Source organism: Senegalia sp. (in: firmicutes) (assembly GCF_052088025.1).
GTDB lineage: Bacteria > Bacillota > Clostridia > Tissierellales > SIT17 > Anaeromonas.
The window spans coordinates 2955-23879 of the sequence record NZ_JBQCYD010000028.1; the positions used below are offsets into that span (position 1 = coordinate 2955).

The following is a 20925-nucleotide window of genomic DNA, read 5'->3' on the forward strand; positions in this document are numbered from 1 at the left end:
CCCCTGTAATAATATATGGCAAGTTGAGTTCTATCACGAAGTTCCAATTTATCAAGCATAGTTGAAATATAATTTCTAATAGTGCCTTCAGATAAAAATAACTTACCAGCTATCTCTTTATTGTTTAGCCCCTCTGCTAGAAGGATTAATATATCCATTTCCCTAGATGAAAACTTTTCTTCAATATCTCTTCTACTATCAGTCTTAAAGCTCCCTACAATTTCGCTGTCAAAGACCATATTTCCCTTGTCTACTGCTTCAATTGAAGGTATCAAACTATCAATATGCTGCTTTAAAATATAGCCCATGCAGCCTAGTTCAAGAGCTCTTTTAATATATTTATCATCTCTAAAGGTAGTAATCAAAAGTATCTTAGCTTGACTATCATATTTTAATATCTCTTCTGTAGCTTTTATTCCAGATAGATCTTCCATCCTTATATCCATCAAAACCACATCAGGCTTATATTGTTTGTATAAATTAATTGCGTCGATTCCACTATGACCTAGGGCCAAAACTTCAATTGAATGCGCTTCCACTATAGTTTTAAGGGAAGATACTACTAAGGGATCATCATCTATTATTATAATTTTCATATTTTATTTCCTTTCATAAGAGTCAAATGCAATCTAAATCCATCTTCAAATCTATAATTAAATATACCCTTATATTTTTTTGCCATTTCATCCATAGAATATAGTCCTATTCCATCATCTGAATCTTTTTTATAATCATAAATTGTCCCATTATCATTAATAATAATCGAATAAAATTTAGGCTGATTTAATATCTTTATATCCATACTATCTGCACTTGAATGCTTTAATGTATTGTTTATAGCTTCCTTAACTGCTGCTAGAATGTCATATTTCAATTTATAATCTAAGTCACAATCTATATTATAGGTTAAATTTATATTTAAACCTATAGTTTCATCTATTATCTCATTTATATTATATTCTAAATCTATAGATTCATTTCTTAAATTATATAAATTACTCCTTATATCATCCATACCAGTAGACAAATTCTTACCTAAAGCATCAAGACCTCTTACTAAGTTTCCATTCTTAATTAGTTTCAGCGCCTTTAATTGTATGATGCTACTACTTATAGTGTGACCTATAGAATCATGTAGTTCTCTTGCGATTCTATTTCTTTCTTCTAACAAGGCAATTTGAATGTTCTTTTCTTCATCTACTTTTAATTGCTCATTATATTTTCTTAAGAATAGAGTATCTTCTTTTAATTTATCACGTACACTCCTATTTTGAATGAGTATTTCATTTAACCTATCTGTAGAAATAGAAAGATAGATTGATATGAAAGATAGAACTACTATAAGTATATTTAAATTCATAAATAGTAGGGGCAAAAACAAAAAGAAAGTTTTTTTGAAATCGATATACATATTATATAAAATCAAAGGAAAGTAATATAAAAATATATTGTCATAAAATATTAAAACTATAAATAAAAAATAAAGTACATATCTTATTTTTTTGAATGCAAACAAATCTAAAGACATGGAAATTATAAGTGAAATTAATAGATAAAATACAAGGTCTATTTCACTATCTAAATACGAAAAATATAAAGAAAGCACTATAATAATTAATTTTTCTATGAATCTTCTCATATCAACCACCTTTTAAGGATTACTTATGATAATTATAACTTATCATATGACATTTGTCATAAAAAGAAGTGAGAATATTCACTACTGTAGTAAGTATATAATTGATATAATAGTATTAACAAAGAAAGTGGTGATTTAAATGGTTGTAAAAGTAGAAAATCTAGTTAAAAGATACAAGGAATTAATAGCTCTTGATCATTTCAATATGGAGTTAAGAGAGGGAGAAATATTAGGGCTCCTTGGACCAAATGGATGCGGGAAAACTACAGCTATAAACTCAATACTTTCACTCCTTAAATTTGACAAAGGACAAATCACAATATTTGGAGAAGAAATGACTCCTAATTCTTATCATATAAAAAAAGAAATAGGAATAGTACCTCAAGAAGTTTCAGTATTTCAAAATCTTACTGTATATGAAAACATAGATTATTTTTGTGGATTATATATAGATGATAAAAAATTAAGAAAAGAATATGTAGCTCAAGCGATAGATTTTGTAGATCTAAATGAATTCAAGAAGTTCTTCCCCAAAAAATTAAGTGGTGGACTTAAAAGAAGATTAAATATAGCATGTGGCATAGTTCATAAACCAAAACTAATATTTTTAGATGAACCAACTGTAGCAGTAGATGCTCAAAGCAGGAATTTCATACTTGAAGGAATTAAAAAATTAAATAAATCTGGAAGTACAATTATATATACAACTCATTATTTAGAAGAAGCAGAGGTCCTATGCGATAGAATCATAATAATGGATAGAGGAAAAAATATTGTATCTGGAACTAATGAAGAATTAAAATCCATGATTACAACTACAGAAAAGATAGTAGTGGGTTTTGTAGATGCAAATGGTGAACTTTTAGAAAAGATAAAAAATATAGCTCATGTATTAGATATAGAGTTAAAAGATAATGACTACATCATAAAGTTTGAAAATGGTGTAAATAATTTATCTAATTTAATAGAATTTATAAAGGAAAATAATTTAACCTATGAAAAGTTGTATTCAAGGCAACCTACATTAAATGATGTATTCTTAGAGCTCACAGGGAAGGAGCTGAGGGACTGATGAATGATTTATATAGAAATATAATATATCAGGCTAAAAATAATTTTAGGGATAAGGGATTTTTATTTTGGTCTCTAGCTTATCCTATTTTGATGGCATCATTTTTCTATTTAGCATTTAGTGGTATTACAAACCTAGAACTTGAAGATATAAATGTAGGTATAGAAAGTGACAACCGATTAGCACCTATACTTGAAAGTATAGATATTTTAAATGTAGAAGAAATATCATCTGATGAGGCAAGTGAAAGTTTAAAGAATCAAAAAATAGAAGCTTTTATAGAAGATGATTTAACTTTACTAGTAAGTGAATCTGGCCTTAATGAAACTGTAATCAAGTCTATATTAGAACAAATAGTTCAAACAAATGCACTTAATAGACCCTTAGAAGAATTTGATTATGAAATAGATTATTTAAAGGGTGAAAACCAAGAGGCAAATGGTATACTCGTTATTTTTTATTCCTTAATTGCTATGGTTTCAACATATGGAGTATTTGTTGGAATGGAAATAGTAGAATATATCCAGGCAAATTTATCTACTCTTGGTGCAAGAATAAATACAACGCCTATTAAAAAGCATATATTTTTGATTAGTGGTGTAATAGTAGGACTTTTTTTAAACTTAACAACAAATGCAATCTTACTCTTTTTTATAGAAGTAATATTAAAATTAGATTTGATAAAGTCAATGGCTTATAGTGCTTTATTCATACTTTTAGGTAATTTATTTGGAGTTTCCTTAGGTATGTTAATAGGAGTTTCAAATAAAAAAAGTCTTAATTTTAAAACAATGCTTGCAATAACATCAACACTTGTCCTATCAGCCTTATCAGGACTTTTCACAGTGGAAATAAAAATACTTATAGAAGAAAACCTCCCAATACTTGGGCAGATAAATCCTATTGCAATAATTACTAATAACCTATATAAAATAAACTTACTTGGAAATACAAATGATATGGGCCAAGGTATAATGATATTAATAAGTTATTTTATAGTTTTTTCATCAATATCTTTAGTTCTTTTAAGGAGGAAGAAATATGATAGTATATAAGTATTTTTTAAAAACAGCATACAGATACAAATTAATAATATTATCATATGCATTAATATTCTTCATACTTTCAATGATAAATGGAGCTAGTACTGAAAATAAAGATATTTCATTTGAAGAATCAAATTTAGATATAGCTGTTGTAGATAATTCAAATAGTGATTTATCTAATGGTCTAATAGATTATCTAGATAAAAACAATACTATAATAATGATGGAAGAAGATATAGCAGAAATAAAAGAAAAGATTTTTTTACAAGTAATAGAAGGAGCTATAATAATTCCTGAAAACTTTGATAAAAATGTATTAGAAAAAAATGAATCTTTAGAAGTTATAAAAGATGATAGATTAATGACTTCTGTACAAATTGAAAATGAAATAAATAAATATCTTATATTTGCAAATGCAAGCGCAAGTGAAGATGGATTTAATTTAGATCAAGTATCAGATTCATTAAATCAAGATATAGAAGTTGAACTTATAAAGGCAGACAATCCTAGCTTGAACACTTCAGCCAATAGTTGGTTTAAATTTTATTTTAACTTTACAGGCTATATTATAATAGCCATTTATGTAGCAGTACTAGGGCTTATTATGACTGAATTTAAAGATGAAAACATAGAAAAAAGAACAAAGATATCTTCAAAGAAATTTATGAATTTTAATAGTGAAATATATCTTGGACAGATAACAGTAGGAGCTATTATTACCTTGATATTTATATTAGGAAGTCTTGTATTAAAGGGAAAACATATAGGAGAAGTAGATTTTATAAAGTACCTTGTAAATACAGTGATATTTTCCTTTTCAATTCTTTGTTTCACATTTTTGATCAATAACCTTACCAGAAATAGATTTTTAATAAATGGATTAAGTACTGTAGCATCCCTTGGAACAGCCTTTATATCTGGAGTTATGGTGCCTCAAGCATTTCTAAGTGATAAGGTGCTTACTATAGCTAAGTTTTTCCCAACATATTATTTTGTAAGAGTAAATGAAACTAAATGGACTTCCTTCCTAGATATAAAATATGAATTATTCATGCAAATATTATTTGGGATAGTATTCTTGTTATTAGGCCTATATTTCTCAAAAATAAAGCAAAAAGCTTAGTGGATGTATAATTTTATATATTAATGTGATAAAATATAGTAGAGTTGACATAATATCTCTTAGGGGGTGAAATATTTTGACAAAGACAAAAACTATATTTATCACATTTACAGTATTTTTAAGCTTAATTTTAATATATATGATAGCAGCTACATTTATAAATATAGGCTATTTATATGAGTTTTCATATATAGTTTTAATCTTTTTATTTGTAATATCTTTAGTAATTGCATTAAGTAAAAAGAAAATATTTATATATAAAGATAAATTATCTAAATCAATATTGATATTTGCACTTATAGTACTTTCCTTTACAAATATATATATTTCAAAAGCCTATATAGAAAAGCTAAAAAATACAGATTATTATACTTTAAATAGTTATACAAAAGCAACATTATTAAACTCTGAAGTGAAAAAGGAATATAAGGAATATAAAACTAAAAATTTGACATTACTTTATAGAAAATCCTCAGAACCTGCAATTGAACTCATAGAAGAATATATAAATCAAACTAAAATAGATGCAGAAAAAATATATAAGGGAGTAAATTACAATCCTTTAACTATAAAAGTAACTGATCCTGATACATTTAATGAAGATTTAATAGTAAATGATTTTACAGGTGGATACTATTATGAAGATTTAAAACAAATTAAAATACCTCTATCTGATATATATAAGGAAGTACTTTCACTTGAACCAATAAATGAATTTAGATTTGTACTAAGGCATGAATATACTCACTATATATCACATATGTATAGAATAAAAAATAGTATAAATAGAGATAGCATTCCAGTTTGGTTTGAAGAAGGAATAGCATCATTTATAGGAGCAGGAGATATGTCTACACCTAATATGATGATGGATGAAGTAATTCCCTTTAAAAACCTAATTACTCCACAAGAGTGGCAAAGTAAGGATGCTTATGAACAAAGCTATAGAATGATTTATATATTAGTATATGAACATGGAGAAGATGTATTAGAAGAAATATTATTTGGACTTAAAAGTATGACCTTTGATAAATCTTTCAAAAAGGCTACAGGAAAAAGTTTGAAGTATTATGAAGGTGAATTAGAAAAATACAATCAATTAGGCTTTGAAGGCTTCCCTATTATAGATGTAGAATCAAATGACACAGAAAAAATAGAAGAATTAAGGATAAAGGGACTTGAAAAATATATAGAAAAAAATCCTGAAAATAAGGATGCAATAAGGGAACTCGAAAGATTAAAGGGGAGTGAATTTTAATGGGTATATTAAAGCTTTTGATGATAATTTTCTTTGTAAATGCTTTTATACTTTTTTTACTAAGAACATCAGGTAAAATATCTGAAGAAAGTACACTTTATAAAATATTAAATATGATATTAGTAAATCTTCCCCTAGCTCTCATTTGGATATATATATTGTACCTATCTACAGATAGCTACATGGACCTTTTTGTAAGCTTGATTTTCACTGCCATAATAGGGGCTATAATGTATGTTTTTCACAGGAGAATTAAGGTTGATAAATATATAAATTCTTATATGGTGATTGTAGGGATGACCTTAATATTTATTTTTTTCATTATGATAGTAAGGCTTACATCTATATATAATATGGGTGTTTTTGCAGCCTTTATAGCAGCTAGTCTTGCACAGATGATCTTTAAAAGTAAAAATAATAGTGAAAATGCCAAAATAACAGCTATTACAATGATTGTAATATTTTTTCTAGTAATAGGTTTCACAAGCTATTCAAATACATTTAAAAACTATTCATTTGCAAAAACAAAGCCTGAAAGAATAGCAGATCAATATATGATAGAAAAAGGATATGATTTAGACAATATAAATCACAAAAACATTGATATGTCTATGATTAGAAAAGAAAAATTAAATATGAGCTATGTAATAAATGATGATAATTATAACAGTAAATTAGAAGAAATAATAACAATGACATATTATAAGGGCAAGATAGTAGAATATACTGTATCTGAATTTTAATCTAATGGAATTGTCAATACTATTGACAATTCTATTTTTTATTATATAATAAATACTACCGACCGACTGGTCGGTATTTATATTTAAGATTATTGGAGGAATGAATGTGAAAAAGAAATTAATAGTATTTTTATTAGTAATATCACTCTTAGCACTAGTAGCAGGATGTAGCGATGAAGAGGAAAATGAAACAAAAGAAGAACAAAAGATAGCTGTTGAAATAGAAAAAATAGAAAAAGGTGATATTTCAAATAGTATCACAATAGGAGGGCGCGCTATACCTCAAGCTGAAATGATGATAACAGCAGATTCAAGCTTAAAGGTAGATGATATAAAAAAGAGCCTTGGAAAAGAAGTAGAAAAAGGAGATGTATTATTCACATTAAAGACAAAAGATGAAATAAAGGAAATAAAATCTCCACTTGAAGGAACAATTTCACAAGTAAACTTAAAAGAAGATGAATTTGTACCTTTGATGCAAGCAGCTATGGTAATAGTTGATAACAAGGCACCTATAACTATATCTATAAATGCAAGTGAAAATTTGATAAATGAGCTATATATAGGGAAAAAGGTTAAGGTGGATATAGATTCAATAGAAGAAGAAAATTTAGATGGACAGATAGTAAGTATATCACCTACAGTAAATGAACAAACAGGTCTATATAGTGCTAATATACTATTAGATGAAGAAAACAGAAATATAAGACCGTCAATGAATGCAAGTATTAACATGGATACTGATCTAGTAGAAAATACACTTAAGATCAAATCTGAAGCAATTTTAAATGTAAATGGAAAACAAATAGTATATATAATAAAGGATTCTAAGGCAAAACAAGTAGAGGTTAAAACTGGGCTTGATACAGGAGAACTCACTGAAATCAAATCAGGACTTAGTGAAGGGGAGAAAATAGTAGTTAAGGGTCAAAATTATATAGAAGATGGCGCAAAAGTCGAAGTTTTAAGAGGTGAAGAGAATGAATCTAACTAATCTTTCAGTTAAAAGGCCCGTTACTATTGTAATGGTGACTTTGATTGTAGTGCTTTTAGGTATAGTATCTCTTACAAGGCTACCTATAGATTTGTTACCACAATTTAGTTTGCCAATAGCAATAGTTCAAACTCAATATAGTGGAGTAGGACCTCAAGAAATTGAAAATCTAGTGACAAAACCACTAGAAAGTTCAATAGGTACTGTATCAAATATAGAAAATGTATCCAGTATATCTAGCGAAGGCTCTTCTGTCATAATTGCAGAATTTAACTTTGGAACAGATATGGACTTTGCATCTCTTGAAATGAGAGAAAAAGTAGATATGATAAAGGGCTTTTTACCAGAAGGTGCAAATAGCCCCATGGTACTTAAGATAGATCCAAACGCAATGCCTGTAATAGAAGCATCACTTTCAGGAAGTGATGACTTGTCAAGCCTTCAAGAATTTGCAGAAGATGAATTATCAGGAAGACTTGAAAGACTTGAAGGGGTAGCATCTGTAAACATATCTGGTGGATATGAAAAGGAAATAAATATAGAAGCAGATTTAGCAAAACTTCAAAACTATGGAATAAATATGGATAGTATAGCTCAAATTATAGGAGCTCAAAATATGAGTATGCCAGGAGGAACCATAGAAAAAGGAATACAAAATTTAACAATAAGAACATCAGGAGAATTTAGTGATGTAGATGAAATAAGGAATTTACAAATTAATCTACCCACAGGTGCAACCATTCCCTTATCTGATGTGGCAGAAGTTAATTTAGAAAACAAGGAAATAAAATCAATATCAAAGATAAATGGAAATCAAAGTTTAAGTATTTCAGTACAAAAACAATCTGGAACAAACACAGTATCAGTTTCTTCTAGGATAAATGAAGAACTAGAAAAAATAAGGCAAGAATTTCCTAATAGAGATATAAAGGTAGTAATAGATCAAGCTGATTTTATAAACCTATCAATATCTACAGTACTTAAATCAGGAGCACTTGGTGCAATTCTTGCTATGATAATATTGTTTCTGTTTTTAAGAAATATCAGAACAACCCTTATAGTAGGAACAGCAATACCAGTATCTATAATAGCAACATTTTCACTAATATATTTTGCTGGAGTAACACTAAACCTCATGACCCTTGGTGGACTGGCACTTGGTATAGGTATGCTTGTAGATAACTCTATAGTAGTACTTGAAAATATATATAGATTTAGAAAAGAAGGAAGTAGCAAGGTAGAATCCGCCATAAAGGGAACAAAGGAAGTAGCTATGGCTGTAACAGCATCAACCCTTACAACTGTTGCAGTATTTTTACCAATAGTATTTGTAGAAGGAATTACATCTACAATATTTAAAGAACTTGCACTTACCATTACATTTTCACTACTAGCATCACTTTTAGTATCACTTACACTGGTACCAATGCTATCTTCACAGATACTAAATATAGATATAAACAATGAAGAAAAGTCAAAAAGAAAATCATTTATATTACATGCCTTTGATAGAGGATTTGAAAAACTTGAAAACCTATATAAAAGAGTACTTAAATGGTCTCTAGGTCATAGAAAATCCACAATATTAATAGCTCTACTCATATTTGTATTAAGTATGGCATCCCTCATAACAGTAGGAGCAGAATTCATACCAGCAACTGATGAAGGTCAGTTTTCTGTATCAATAAACCTACCTATAGGCTCTGAACTTGAAAGAACAGATGAAGTTTCAAAAGAAATAGAAAAAAGACTAGAAAAAATGGATATAGTAGAAACTGTATTTACTTCAGTAGGTTCATCTGGAAGTTTTTCAATGGGTGGAAGTACAGAAAATCAAGCTACAATAACAGGAGTACTAAAGGAAGATAGGGATCAATCCACCTTTGATCTAGCGGAAGATATAAGAAGTAAATTAAATATAGCAGGAGCAGATATAAAGGTAAATGTAACAAGCAATTCAATGGGTGCTGTAAGTATGGCTGGAGCCCCAATAAGCATACAAATAAAAGGTCAAGATTTAGATAAATTAGAAGATATATCAAAAGATTTTGTAAAATTATTAGAAGAAGTAGAAGGCACAAGAGAAGTAACTAGTAATATAGGAGAAGGAATACCAGAAGTAGAAATAGAAATAGATAAATTAAAGGCAAGTAACTATGGACTTACTACAGCTCAAATAGGTGGAACTGTAAGAAGTGTAATATCAGGAAATACAGCAAGTAGATACACAACAGAAGGTAATGAAATAGATATAGTATTAAAGGGAAATGATTTATATTCTGAAAATCTAGAGAATCTAAGAAATCTTCCAATAACTACACCTATGGGAAGCACAGTAAACCTAGAAGAAGTAGCAGATGTAGAAATAGTAAATGGTCCAATATCTATAAATAGAGATAGTCAATCCAGGATGGTTACAGTAAATAGTGAACTTAAGGATAGAGATTTAAGCAGTGTCATAACAGATATAGAAGAAAAACTTGAAGGTTATGATTTGGAAAATGGCTATAGCTATAATATAGCAGGAGAAAATGAACAATTAGAAGAAGCATTTTCTGATTTATTCCTAGCACTAGCACTTGCAGTAGTTTTAGTATATATGATACTAGCATCTCAATTTGAATCACTAATTCATCCATTTACAATAATGTTTACCGTACCACTTTCAATAGCAGGTGGGGCACTAGGATTATTTATAACACAAAGAACATTAAATGTAACATCCCTAATAGGAGCTATAATACTAATAGGTATAGTAGTAAACAATGCCATAGTATTAATAGATTATATAAATACAAGAAGAAAAAATGGAGAGGCAAGAGAAGAAGCTATATTAAATGCAGGACCTATTAGACTTAGACCAATACTAATGACAACACTTACAACAGCCCTAGGACTGTTGCCAATAGCAATAGGACTTGGAGAAGGATCAGAAATACAAGCACCAATGGCAACGGTAGTAATAGGTGGATTATTGGTATCAACAATATTAACACTAGTACTAATACCAGTAATGTATACCATATTTGACTCCCTCTCAAGAAAGGTGAGAAATATAAGGTGATAAAATGGATATAAAAAATGGCAAAGAAAAAGAAATAATAGAAGCATCAGGCAAGGTGTTTTCGGAATATGGATTTCATGGGGCAAAGATGCAGAAAATAGCAGATGTTGCAAATGTAGGAAAAGGTACAATATATGAGTATTTTTCTAGTAAAAATCAATTATTTGAAGAGATGATAAAGTACTTCATAATTTCATATATAGATTCCCTAGAAGATGTGATAAATGAATCAGACAATCTAGAAGATACACTACTTGAAATAACTAAATTCCATGGATTATTTATAAGAAAGCATATAGATATGTGGAATAATTTGATGGGAAATCAAGTAGATATATCAGATGATATGAAAAAAGAAATATGTGCTATAAGAGAGAAACTATTAAATACAGTATCAAGATTAATAAGGAAGTATAAAGATAAGGGTGATATAAGGAATATTGATGAAAAAGCATTTGTAATAAGTCTTTTTGGATCCTTAAACTTATTTTATGCAGAAGGAATAGGAATGGAAAAGAAAAAAATAGATGATATTGATCCAAAACCTTTAATAGACATATTAATAAATGGAATAAAATAAAAAATAAAAAACAAAAAATCTCATAGAGAAATCTGTGGGATTTTTGCATACTGTAGTATAATAAGAATGAATAAGGAAAAGAGGGATTAATAAATGAAACCTATAATATATGCACATAGAGGAGCAAAAGGGTATAGACCAGAAAATACAATGGCAGCATTTAAGCTTGCAATGGAAATGGGAGCAGATGGAATAGAAACAGACATCCATCTTTCCAAAGATGGATACTTAGTATTAATCCATGATGAAAAAATAGATAGAACAACAACAAAAAAGGGCTATATAAAAGATATGACACTTGCTCAAATTAAACTATTAGATGCAGGAAGTAAATTCAGTGAAGAATTTGCTGGAGAAGAAATTCCAACCCTAGAAGAACTTATAATACTTACAAAAAACACCAATATAATATTAAATATAGAGATAAAAAACAACAAAATGAACTATCCAAAAATAGAAGAAAAATTAGTAGAATTAATAAAGAAATATAAGATAGAAGAAAGAGTTATAATATCATCATTTAATCATAATACAATCTATAAAATAAAAGAATTAGATGAAAACTTAAAAACAGGCATCCTTTATAGTAGAAATATAAAACGGCCAATAAGATTTGCAAAAAATATAAGGGCAGATGCCTTGCATCCAAAGCATAAAAGAGTTGATTTTAAGCTTATGATAAAGGCAAAATTAACAGGTCTAGAAATCAACACATTTACCATAAATAATACAAAACAAATGAATAAAATGTTTAAATACAGGGTAGATGGCATAATAACAGATTATCCAGATAAGGCTATAGAATTTAGAAAGAGGTGGTAGGATGGTTAAAATCTTAGTAGCAGAAGATGAATTTAGGATAAGAAAACTAATAGTAGATTATTTAGAAAATGAAAAATATCAAGTAATACAAGCAGAAGATGGAGAAGATGCACTTGAAAAATTCTATTTAAATAGTGACATAGATTTAGCAATACTTGATATAATGATGCCCAAGAAAACAGGATTTGAAGTATTAAAAGAAATAAGAAGCGAATCAGATTTGCCAGTATTAATCCTTACAGCACTTGGAAATAGTGAAGATGAGATAAAGGGACTTGAACTTGGGGCAGATGATTATATCACTAAACCATTTAAATATAAGGTATTTATAGCAAGGATAAAAGCAGCACTTAGGAGAGTAAATGAAATAGATGAAGATAAATATCAAATAGAAGAACTTGTAATAGATAAAAAAATGCATATAGCAAGATTAAAAGATGAAAACTTAAAGCTTTCTCCTAAAGAATATGAACTATTAATATATCTAATAGAAAATAAAAACATAGCACTAAAAAGGGATAATATATTAAATGCAGTATGGGGATATGATTTCTATGGAGATCCACGTACCATAGATACCCATATAAAATTACTCAGATCAAAGCTTGGAGATTTAGGAGAAAAAATAAAAACAGTAAGAGCAGTAGGATATAGATTTGAGGTAGAATGATGAAAAATTCCATAAGATACAAACTATTTGCAGTATTTTTAGGCCTACTTACCATATTTATAACAATATTTTTAATAAGCTCATTTTTCCTAGATGATATATTTATATGGGAAAACAAAAGGATAATGGAAGATGCCTATGAAAAATTTGATAATACAAGTCAAAATAGGAATATAAATGAAGGAGATTTGATAGAATTAGTAGAATCAATAGGGGGAAATATCACAATATTAACCCCTGAATTAAATCTCAAAATAAGTACATCCAGATATGAAGATAATATTAATTTTACAAATATAGATATAATTGAGCAAATTGAAATATTAAAAAGAGATGAAGATAAAAAATTCACCTCAATGGTAACAGAAAATATAAGGGGTGATAATAAAAGTATATTCTTCATAGGTAAATTAAAGGCAGGAGGATATTTTATAGGAGAAAAGGCTATAAAGGAAATCCAGACAAGCACTCAAATAGCCAGGGTATTCTTAGGCCTTGCAAGTATTGGAACACTGCTAATAGGTAGTGTTATAGTATATTTTCTATCCAAAAAGCTTACCAAACCAATAACAGAAATCACTCAAGTAGCAGGAGAAATATCAAAACTTAATTTTGATAAAAAAGTAAATATAAATTCAGAAGATGAAATAGGTTTACTTGCAAGCAGTATAAACAATATCTCAAATAAATTAAATAAGGTCTTAAAAGAGCTAAGAGATGATATAGAGCGAGAAAAACAATTAGAAAAAATGAGAAGAAATTTCATATCAAATGTAAGCCATGAACTAAAGACTCCATTAAGCATGATAGCAGGATATACAGAAGGATTAAAATACAATATAGCAAAAGAAAAAGCAGATAAGGACTATTACTATGATGTAATAATAGATGAAACAGATAAGATGAATTTATTGATAGAAGAACTATTAGAATTATCATCCTATGAATCAGGAAATTTTTCTATAAAGAAAGAAAATATAAATATATCAGACTTGTTAAATAATACAATAGAAAAATACAAATTAAAATTAAATGAAAGACAAGTCAAATTGAATTTAAAGATAAAAGAAAATGTATATATAAATGCAGACAAACTTAGAATAGAACAAGTCATAACTAATTTTCTAGATAATATGATCAAATATGTAGATCAAGATGGTCATATGAAAATAGAACTTGAAGAATCAGAAAATAATATAAAATTACTACTATATAATTCAGGCGAAAAGATAGAAGAAAGTGAGATTAAAAACATCTGGGAAAGTTTCTATAAGGCAGAGAAAAGTAAAAAAGGCACAGGCCTTGGACTTTCTATAATACGAGCAATAATAGAACTACATGGTGGAAGCTATGGCGTAGAAAACAAAGATTATGGAGTAGAATTTTTTGTGACTTTACCAAAGTAGTTTTATCTAGTATAATGATGATGATGTGAAAAAAATTACAAGGGAGAGTGTTTTAGATGGAAAAGGCAGTAATAAGAATGAGAATGAGTATGCATGATGCTCACTATGGAGGAAATTTAGTAGATGGTGCAAAAATGCTTCAGCTATTTGGGGACGTAGCTACAGAGCTTTTAATCAGAAATGATGGAGACGAAGGATTATTCGTAGCATACAATGATGTTAATTTTACAGCTCCAGTATATGCAGGAGAATTCATAGAAGCAGAAGGAGAAATAGTTGAAACAGGTAACTCATCAAGAAAAATGAAATTTACAGCAAGAAAAGTAATAGTTCCAAGAACAGATATATCTGATTCAGCATGTGATGTATTAGAAGAGCCTATCGTAGTATGTAAAGCAGAAGGAACTTGTGTAGTGCCTAAAGGCAAACAAAGAAAATAATCAGGAGGGATAAAAGTGGAAAAATTAATCATAACAGCAGCACTTACAGGTGCAGAAACAACAAGAAATGAACAACCAAATTTACCATTAACTCCAGATGAATTAGCAGATGCAGCATATGAATGCTATAAAGCAGGAGCTTCAATAGTACATGTTCATGCAAGAGATGAAGAAGGTAATTCAACACAAGATTATGAAGTATATAAGGAAATAAAAGAAAAAATAGAAGCAAAATGTAATATAATCTTCCAACCTTCAACAGGAGGGGCAGTTCATCATTCACCAGAAGAACGTTTACAACCAGTAAAATTGTCCCCTGAGATGGCGACACTTAGTGCTGGAACTTGTAACTTTGGACCAGATGTATTCATGAATACAGAAGAATACATGGAAAAGTTTGCAAAAATGATGAAAGAAAAAAATGTAAAACCTGAAATCGAAGTATTTGAGCGTGGTATGATAAACAATGCCATGAGACTTGTGAAAATGGGTCTAGTAGATACACCCCTACATTTTGATTTTGTAATGGGAGTACCAGGAGCAATTACAGGTGAACTTAGAGACCTATTATATATGAAAGAAAGTATACCAGAAGATGCTACATGGACAGTAGCAGGAATAGGAAGATTTGAACTTCCACTAGGAGTAGCAGCAATCACTCTAGGAGGACATGTTCGAGTAGGATTTGAAGATAATGTATACTATAAAAAAGGTGAAATAGCTGAGTCTAATGCACAATTAGTAGAAAGAATAGCAAGAATTTCACGTGAATTAGGTAGAGAAGTAGCAACACCAGATGAAGCAAGAAAAATATTAAACTTAAAATAAATGTGAATTAAGTCCATATTCTTGGTATAATATAGATATAGGTAATTAATATATAGGAGGAGAATTGGATGAAACTATTTATAGACACAGCGGATACAAAGGAAATAGAAGAGATAAATGATTGGGGAGTAATTTGTGGAGTAACTACAAATCCATCACTAGTAGCAAAATCAGGAAGAGATTTCAAAGAAGTATTAGGAGAAATCACTGATATAGTAGATGGACCAATAAGTGCAGAAGTTCTAAGCTTGAAATCAGATGAAATGGTATCTGAAGGAGAAGAACTATCAAAAATAAACCCAAACATAGTAATAAAGATTCCTATGACAAAAGAAGGCATGAAAGCAGTAAAGATACTTTCTGCTAAAGGAATAGATACAAATGTAACACTAATATTTTCAGCAAACCAAGCATTGCTTGCAGCAAGAGCAGGTGCAACATATGTATCACCTTTTATAGGTAGAATGGATGATATAGGAAACAATGGCTATCAAATAATAAGCGACATAGCAGAAATATTTGATATTCATGGAATAGAAACAGAAATTATATCAGCAAGCATAAGACACCCTATGCATGTAACAGAAAGTGCAAAACTAGGTGCTCATATTGCAACACTACCATATAAAGTATTTGAACAAATGCTAAAACATCCTTTAACAGATATAGGAATAGATAGATTCCTAAGCGATTGGGAAGACGCAAATAAAGGTAAGTAGATAAGGAAGGATCTCTCGTGAGGGGGATTCTTTTTTGTGTTTGGGGATTTTAGGCTGTCATTCTGAGCTTAAGCGAAGAATCTTTGAATTTAAGTTGAAGAAAATGATGGGAACAAAAGTTCTAGGATTTTGTTATATTATAGATAAGTAGGGTAATATTATATTTATAGGAGGTGAAATGATGAAGATAACCTATGTATTTAAACTTTTAAAACCAACAAAGTATAAAGAAAATATACTTATAAAAAACGCTGTTGAAACCACAAGACATAGAAAAGAAATAGCAAAAAGATTAAAAGAATGTGAATCTAAACTTACGACAGCAGATTTTCCAGATTTCAAGCTCTCTAGTGCTGTTAAAAATCAAAACATAAGAGATGTAAAATACTTATATAAAAATTTCAAAAAATCTAAATCTAAAAAAGAGAATATGGAGTTTAAATCTAATCAACCTCTAAGTTTTAGTAACCAGACTTATTGGATTGAAAATCATTTTTTATCAATTTCATTATTTGCTGATAAAACTAAAAGAATATATTTCCCCTTAGAAACCGAGAATAAGAGATTTAAAGAATTTGAAGATAATATGGAGAAATATAAACTAGGAAAATTAAGCATATATAATAAGAACGGAAATTGGTATGCAGCTATATCTATTACAATTTTAGATAAAAAAATAGAAGCAAATAATACTATGGGTATAGATATAGGTCTTAGGCAATTAGCAGTAGTAAGTATCTTAAATGAAGATAAAAAGGAAATAGATCGTAAATTCTTTAATGGAAAAGAAGTAGGATACATAAGAAGAAGGTTTAAAGCATTAAGAAAAGAATTAGGACAAGCAAAGAAACTTAAAAAAATAAAAGAAATAGCAAATAAAGAGCAAAATTATATTAAAGATAAAAACCATAAAATTAGTCGCCAAATCGTAGATCTTGCTGTGCAAGAAAGAGTTGGGATTATAGTTATGGAAAATCTTAAAAATATTAGAGATAGAGCTAAAAGTATAAAACAAGCAGATAGAAATATAAATAGTTGGACTTTTTATCAACTTCAACAATCCATAGAATATAAAGCTAAAAAAGAAGGTATAAAAGTAAAATATATAAGTCCAAAATATACTTCACAAAAATGTTCAAAATGTAGTGAAATTGAAAAGAAAAATAGAAAGAAAAATCTATATACATGCGAATGTGGAAATAGGATTCATTCGGATTTAAATGCAGCTAGAAATATATCTAGTTAATCTGCTTAAATGGTAATAGTTTAAGTGCCTAAGTTGGTATATCCATATCTTGGGAGGGGCAATTGACATGTCCTGAAGCTAGGGAAATACTATTATACTAGAAATAGATATAATTTTAATCACCTAATAACCTTTAAATTTCATTGGTGAGAGCTTAAAAAAGTAGGATGTCAACTATAAGGAATTGAAAGTAGGAGTTGAGGCATTATATTATGAATAATAAAAATAAAAGAGAGAGATAAGTAACTATAGAAATAATTAAACTATAATAGAAGTTATATTTAAACCTTAATTACAATTCTTTAAAAGTGTCTACAGAATTAATTGAAATATAATATATCATGTAAATATTTATAGGAAAGGATATATTAAAGGGATCAATGATTCCTCTTAGTTATATATCCTTTTATTTTGAAAACTTCCAAAAATAAGAAGGTATTTAGTGAAATTTATAGAATATATAAATTAAGAGATAAATATGGTTAATCTGGTTGCCCTTATTATATGACAATAGATTAAATATAATGTAAATAGAAAGTTTAATATTAGCTTATATTTCGATTTGGAGAGTCTATAGTGTACACAAAATAGCTTTTATTTGTCAGGAAATTTAATTAGTGATACCTAAATATTTTTATATTATAGACTTTTATAAAATAAAATCAAAAATAAATTTAGATACTATAACAAGTAATTTGATATAATAAGGTATGAATAAAATTGCTTTCAATTTATTTAAAATAACTAAAATTTAAATACAATGATTATTAGATTTTTGATATGCTAGGGGGAGAAGGTTATGATTATATTAGAAGAAATTAAAAGACGTTTATGGGACGGGGCTAACGAGTTGCGAGGCTCTATGGATGTAAGTCGATATAAAGATTATATGCTAGGATTAATGTTTTATAAGTTTTTAAGTGATAAAACTTTAGATGCATTTAAAATCTCAGCAGGATTAGGCAAAATAACAGAAGAAGAATTAGTGAAAGAATATAAAAAATTAAGAGAAGAAAATGGGGAAGATTTAGACAAGACTATACAACGTGTATTAGGATATTATGTTGCACCAGAGTATTTGTATCAAACCTGGATAATGGATATTAATTCTGGTGATTTTGAAGTACAGAAGGTAACGGATAGCTTACATAATTTTGAACGTTCTGTAGCTATTGAGTCTGGTAATGATGATTTTAAAGGTTTATTTTCAAGCTCTACAATAGACCTAACTGATACTGCTTTAGGCAGAAATTTAAACGAAAGAAGTAAAAATATACAAGCCTTAATCATGATTTTTGCAGATTTGAATATGGCTACTCTTCAAAAAGGAGATATTTTAGGAGATGCATATGAATATTTAATTGGTCAATTTGCAATGGAATCTGGGAAAAAAGCAGGCGAATTCTATACTCCACCCCAAGTAAGTGAGGTTATAGCGCGTATTGTTACTCAATCTTCAAATATAGAGTCTATTTATGACCCAACATTAGGATCAGGTTCTCTATTATTAACGGTTGGCAAATACTTAGATCCTTCAATACAGAAAAAGATCCACTATTATGGTCAAGAAAAAAATACAGGGATTTTTAATTTGGCTCGCATGAATTTATTAATAAATAATATTCATCCAGATAAAATTAAGTTAAGAAATGGAGATACACTTGGTGAAGATTGGCCTAAAAATCCAGAACAATCTAATAAAGGACTAAAATTTGATGCAGTAGTTATGAATCCACCTTTTTCTATTAGAAATTGGAACCGTGATAATTTAACATTAAGTGATCCTAGATTTAAATCAGTGGGAGTGCTTCCGCCTAATTCAATGGGAGACTTTGCTTTTCTTTTACATGGATTATTTCATTTAAAAGAAAATGGAACTATGGCAATAGTTCTTCCAAATGGAATATTATTTCGTGGGGGAATAGAGGGAAAAATTCGTAAAAAATTATTAGATAAAAACTTGATAGATACTATAATTGGGTTACCAAGTAATTTATTTCCTAACACAGGTATTCCTGTAACGATTTTGATATTAAAGAAAAACAGACACTTAGAGGAACCACTACTACTTATTGATGCAACACAAAATTTTGTTAGGAAAGGCTCAAGAAATATTTTGCTTGAAAAAGATGTTGATAAAATAGTAGATAGGTATATTAATCGTAAAAACGATGAAGCATTTAGTTATTTAATACCACGGGGGAAATTTATAGGGTGGGATCGAATCCCTAGTTTTGAACAAATTAGAGCAAAAAAGCAAATAGAGGGTTTAGAAACCCAATACAATAAATATAAAAAAACTATATTTGAAAACATAATAAAAGAGTTCAATATTGGAAGTCAAAATAAATATTTTGAAGAAATTGAAAATACTATATATATTCCTAGGATAGGAACATCTAATCCTGTTTGCTCTATTTCAGAGTTAATTCTAAAAGAACAAAACTATTTTCAGATAGTATTAAAAGACACAATAAGCAATGAATATTTAGCAGCAATGTTTAAATCAGATTTAGGTAGGTTAATACTAGAAACATCTAAGACGGCTGGTCTAATGAAAAGAATTGATAAAACAAGTTTATGTAAGTCAATTATTCCAGTTCCAGATATAGATATCCAGAAACAGATAGGAAGAACTTTAGACAAGCTTGAAACCTTAAAAGAAGGCATAAATAAATTTGATAAAGAATTAGCTTTAAATCCTACTACTTCTATTAAAATAGTAGATCAGTTAGATCAAATACTTGCTGTATTAGAAGAATTAACAGATGCGGATTATATAAGAAATATGATAAGAAAAGGTGAATCAAAAATTTTAGAGTTTAAAGAAACTTTCAGCTATGATGTAAGAAAAAAAAGCAAAGAAAAATATATTGAAAAATCAGCTTTAAAAACTATAGTTGGATTTTTGAATTCAGATGGTGGTATATTGTTAATAGGTGTTAATGATGAAGGAATAATAAAAGGTATAAATACTGAAAGTGAAAAATTTTATAAGAATAATAATGACAGATATCTATTAAATTTTAAAAATGCTTTAAAAGAAAAAATTGGTGAGATATTTTATCCATTCATAAGATATAGAATGGTTGATATTGATAAAAAATTAGTTCTTATGGTGGAATGCGAAAAATCTGATCAGCCATGTTATCTTGAAGATGAGGAGTTTTATGTTAGAACAAATCCTGCAACTGATAAATTAAGTGGTCGTAAGATGTTCGAATATATAAGAAGTCATTTTGAGTTGGATAGAGTGTAAATATATTAATTTAACA

18 protein-coding genes are annotated in these 20925 nt (G+C 28.5%); 16 read left to right on the forward strand and 2 right to left on the reverse strand.

The features are described from left to right. Both ACTHUW_RS08610 and ACTHUW_RS08615 read right to left on the reverse strand, forming a co-directional pair. Window positions 1-596: response regulator transcription factor (locus ACTHUW_RS08610; protein ID WP_442213051.1), on the reverse strand; the 596-nt coding region annotated here is incomplete at its 3' end. Then, a complete protein-coding gene (locus ACTHUW_RS08615) occupies window positions 593-1639 on the reverse strand; it encodes a sensor histidine kinase (protein ID WP_442213054.1) in 1047 nt (348 codons plus the stop codon). The genes ACTHUW_RS08615 and ACTHUW_RS08610, both read right to left, overlap by 4 nt. 139 nt (window positions 1640-1778) lie before the next feature. Here ACTHUW_RS08615 and ACTHUW_RS08620 point away from each other — a divergent pair, with 139 nt between their 5' ends. From ACTHUW_RS08620 to ACTHUW_RS08695, 16 genes are all read left to right on the forward strand, one after another. Further along, the gene (locus ACTHUW_RS08620) at window positions 1779-2711 is read left to right on the forward strand and encodes an ATP-binding cassette domain-containing protein (protein WP_442197912.1); all 933 of its coding nucleotides are present in this window, start codon (window positions 1779-1781) and stop codon (window positions 2709-2711) included. After that, a complete protein-coding gene (locus ACTHUW_RS08625; protein ID WP_442197911.1) occupies window positions 2711-3766 on the forward strand; it encodes an ABC transporter permease in 1056 nt (351 codons plus the stop codon). The genes ACTHUW_RS08620 and ACTHUW_RS08625 overlap by 1 nt, the downstream gene beginning before the upstream one ends. Further along, window positions 3753-4880, forward strand: coding sequence for an ABC transporter permease (locus ACTHUW_RS08630; protein WP_442199573.1), 1128 nt, complete (start codon window positions 3753-3755; stop codon window positions 4878-4880). Before ACTHUW_RS08625 ends, ACTHUW_RS08630 begins: the two co-directional genes overlap by 14 nt. A 76-nt stretch (window positions 4881-4956) precedes the next feature. Next, complete coding sequence (locus ACTHUW_RS08635) at window positions 4957-6138, forward strand: collagenase (protein WP_442210735.1); 1182 nt, start codon at window positions 4957-4959, stop codon at window positions 6136-6138. Continuing rightward, entirely contained in the window at window positions 6138-6881 is a 744-nt protein-coding gene (locus ACTHUW_RS08640; protein ID WP_442197908.1) for a hypothetical protein, read from the forward strand. The genes ACTHUW_RS08635 and ACTHUW_RS08640 overlap by 1 nt, the downstream gene beginning before the upstream one ends. A 106-nt stretch (window positions 6882-6987) precedes the next feature. Further along, on the forward strand, window positions 6988-7875 hold the full coding sequence (locus ACTHUW_RS08645; RefSeq protein ID WP_442197907.1) for an efflux RND transporter periplasmic adaptor subunit: 888 nt from the start codon (window positions 6988-6990) through the stop codon (window positions 7873-7875). Next, on the forward strand, window positions 7862-10939 hold the full coding sequence (locus tag ACTHUW_RS08650) for an efflux RND transporter permease subunit (RefSeq protein WP_442213056.1): 3078 nt from the start codon (window positions 7862-7864) through the stop codon (window positions 10937-10939). The genes ACTHUW_RS08645 and ACTHUW_RS08650 overlap by 14 nt, the downstream gene beginning before the upstream one ends. Before the next feature lie 4 nt (window positions 10940-10943). Then, window positions 10944-11519: a TetR/AcrR family transcriptional regulator gene (locus ACTHUW_RS08655; protein WP_442213058.1), complete on the forward strand. Its 576-nt coding sequence runs from the start codon at window positions 10944-10946 to the stop codon at window positions 11517-11519. A gap of 93 nt (window positions 11520-11612) precedes the next feature. Continuing rightward, complete coding sequence (locus ACTHUW_RS08660) at window positions 11613-12341, forward strand: glycerophosphodiester phosphodiesterase (RefSeq protein ID WP_442213061.1); 729 nt, start codon at window positions 11613-11615, stop codon at window positions 12339-12341. Between the two features lies 1 nt (window position 12342). After that, entirely contained in the window at window positions 12343-13011 is a 669-nt protein-coding gene (locus ACTHUW_RS08665) for a response regulator transcription factor (RefSeq protein WP_442199680.1), read from the forward strand. Further along, complete coding sequence (locus ACTHUW_RS08670; protein WP_442213064.1) at window positions 13011-14417, forward strand: HAMP domain-containing sensor histidine kinase; 1407 nt, start codon at window positions 13011-13013, stop codon at window positions 14415-14417. Before ACTHUW_RS08665 ends, ACTHUW_RS08670 begins: the two co-directional genes overlap by 1 nt. A 56-nt stretch (window positions 14418-14473) precedes the next feature. Continuing rightward, a complete protein-coding gene (locus ACTHUW_RS08675; RefSeq protein ID WP_442197901.1) occupies window positions 14474-14857 on the forward strand; it encodes a hotdog domain-containing protein in 384 nt (127 codons plus the stop codon). A 15-nt stretch (window positions 14858-14872) separates the two neighbouring features. Then, entirely contained in the window at window positions 14873-15685 is an 813-nt protein-coding gene (locus ACTHUW_RS08680) for a 3-keto-5-aminohexanoate cleavage protein (RefSeq protein ID WP_442197900.1), read from the forward strand. Window positions 15686-15753: 68 nt separating this feature from the next. Further along, window positions 15754-16404, forward strand: a complete 651-nt coding sequence (gene fsa / locus ACTHUW_RS08685; RefSeq protein ID WP_442213066.1) for a fructose-6-phosphate aldolase — start codon at window positions 15754-15756, stop codon at window positions 16402-16404. A 181-nt stretch (window positions 16405-16585) separates the two neighbouring features. Further along, window positions 16586-17650: an RNA-guided endonuclease InsQ/TnpB family protein gene (locus ACTHUW_RS08690; RefSeq protein WP_442213068.1), complete on the forward strand. Its 1065-nt coding sequence runs from the start codon at window positions 16586-16588 to the stop codon at window positions 17648-17650. A 799-nt stretch (window positions 17651-18449) separates the two neighbouring features. Further along, window positions 18450-20909, forward strand: a complete 2460-nt coding sequence (locus ACTHUW_RS08695) for a type I restriction-modification system subunit M (RefSeq protein WP_442213070.1) — start codon at window positions 18450-18452, stop codon at window positions 20907-20909. Window positions 20910-20925 lie beyond the last annotated feature (16 nt).

Bases quoted from the DNA above. Each gene is read 5' to 3' on its own strand.
- ACTHUW_RS08620 (WP_442197912.1), top strand. From the start codon at position 1,779: ATGGTTGTAAAAGTAGAAAATCTAGTTAAAAGATACAAGGAATTAATA.
- ACTHUW_RS08675 (WP_442197901.1), top strand. From the start codon at position 14,474: ATGGAAAAGGCAGTAATAAGAATGAGAATGAGTATGCATGATGCTCAC.
- ACTHUW_RS08655 (WP_442213058.1), top strand. From the start codon at position 10,944: ATGGATATAAAAAATGGCAAAGAAAAAGAAATAATAGAAGCATCAGGC.
- ACTHUW_RS08640 (WP_442197908.1), top strand. From the start codon at position 6,138: ATGGGTATATTAAAGCTTTTGATGATAATTTTCTTTGTAAATGCTTTT.
- ACTHUW_RS08630 (WP_442199573.1), top strand. From the start codon at position 3,753: ATGATAGTATATAAGTATTTTTTAAAAACAGCATACAGATACAAATTA.
- ACTHUW_RS08615 (WP_442213054.1), bottom strand. From the start codon at position 1,639: ATGAGAAGATTCATAGAAAAATTAATTATTATAGTGCTTTCTTTATAT.
- ACTHUW_RS08690 (WP_442213068.1), top strand. From the start codon at position 16,586: ATGAAGATAACCTATGTATTTAAACTTTTAAAACCAACAAAGTATAAA.
- ACTHUW_RS08660 (WP_442213061.1), top strand. From the start codon at position 11,613: ATGAAACCTATAATATATGCACATAGAGGAGCAAAAGGGTATAGACCA.
- ACTHUW_RS08650 (WP_442213056.1), top strand. From the start codon at position 7,862: ATGAATCTAACTAATCTTTCAGTTAAAAGGCCCGTTACTATTGTAATG.
- ACTHUW_RS08695 (WP_442213070.1), top strand. From the start codon at position 18,450: ATGATTATATTAGAAGAAATTAAAAGACGTTTATGGGACGGGGCTAAC.
- ACTHUW_RS08665 (WP_442199680.1), top strand. From the start codon at position 12,343: ATGGTTAAAATCTTAGTAGCAGAAGATGAATTTAGGATAAGAAAACTA.
- fsa (WP_442213066.1), top strand. From the start codon at position 15,754: ATGAAACTATTTATAGACACAGCGGATACAAAGGAAATAGAAGAGATA.
- ACTHUW_RS08670 (WP_442213064.1), top strand. From the start codon at position 13,011: ATGAAAAATTCCATAAGATACAAACTATTTGCAGTATTTTTAGGCCTA.
- ACTHUW_RS08625 (WP_442197911.1), top strand. From the start codon at position 2,711: ATGAATGATTTATATAGAAATATAATATATCAGGCTAAAAATAATTTT.